Source organism: Streptomyces roseochromogenus subsp. oscitans DS 12.976 (assembly GCF_000497445.1).
GTDB lineage: Bacteria > Actinomycetota > Actinomycetes > Streptomycetales > Streptomycetaceae > Streptomyces > Streptomyces oscitans.
In genome coordinates, this window is the sequence record NZ_CM002285.1 from 8,681,403 (window position 1) to 8,682,641 (window position 1,239).

Below are 1,239 nucleotides of genomic sequence, written 5' to 3' on the forward strand. Positions count from 1 at the left end.
TGCCCCGGAGGCCCGAAGACGTACGGGCTCGCCGCCCGGCGGCCCCAGTTGGTGAGCCCGGCGGGCCCGGACCCTGCCCGGCGCGGTGGATGGCGCGGCCGGGGGCGGGCACCTACCGTGCACACGGGTCAGGAAGAGGCCCATCGAGTTCCGCGCGACGTCATGTCCGGGTGATGCCATGAAACCCTCTTCCGTCTCGTCCGCCGCCCCGGCCCCGCTCGTCATCGAGTCGTCCGTCGTCGACGGACTGCCCGCCGAGGCAGCGCTGCTGCTGCGCATCTCCGGCAGTCTCGACGCCGCGGGAGCCCAGGCCTGGTCGGCGGAGCTGCGCGGCCACCTCGAACAGGCGGACCGCGCGGGCCTGCGGCCCGTCCTCGACATGGCACATGTGCAGCTGGGCGGCGCCGCGGTGCTGCACACGCTCAGCGAGACGACCCGCTCACGCACCGGCCGCCCGGACCTGATCATCGTCCGCGCCCGGCCCGGAGTGCGCGAGGCGGTGCACCTCGCCCGGCTGGACGGCGTCCGGCTCTACGCCACCCTCGACGACGCACTGCGGGAGCTGGCCCGCGCCGCCGCCCGGGTGGAGGACCTGCCCGCCTGGCGCTCGCAGATGGCGGATCCGCTGCGGCCCAGTTACGAGGATCTCCGCAAGGAGGTCCGCGCGCTGCGCGCCCGGGTGCGCACCGCCCCGGTCATCGGCATGGCCCAGGGCGTGCTCATGGTCCGCTACGGCCTGCCGGACTCCGGCACCGCCTTCCGGACGCTGCGCGAGGCCTCGCAGCGGTTCAACGTGCCGTTGCGCGTGCTCGTCTCCGCCGTGGTGGTGGCCCGGCCCCCGGACGGCGAGGTCTGGTTCCCGGGCCGGCGCCCGATGCCCGTGCCGCAGCTGCGGATCCTGGCCCGCGACGGCCTGGACCCCCGCTACCGGCGCCGGATGATCGACGCCGTACTGCATGAGGCGCTGGCCATCGGGCGGGCACCGGCCGGGTATGTGCGGTTCGTCGACCCGGCCGCGAACGCGCTCGTGCTGGAGACCCACCACGGCTGCGCCGACCCTTTCCTCGACCACCTCGTGCGCGGCCGCGACGAGGGCACGGCCGACGCCGCCGCCCGGCTGAGCGGACGCCGGGTGTGCGTGCCCGACGTGGCCTCCGACGCGCTCCTCTCCGAGGAGTCCCGGCGCGTCCTGCTGACCACGGGCACGGCCGCCCTGCGGAGCACCCCGGTGCTGTCCGC

General features: G+C 75.9%; 1 protein-coding gene. It reads left to right on the forward strand.

Annotation, left to right across the window (positions count from 1 at the left end; translation table 11 throughout):
- Positions 1-178 precede the first annotated feature (178 nt).
- The coding region (locus tag M878_RS87300) for an ANTAR domain-containing protein (RefSeq protein ID WP_023552967.1) at positions 179-1,239 on the forward strand (1,061 nt) is incomplete at its 3' end.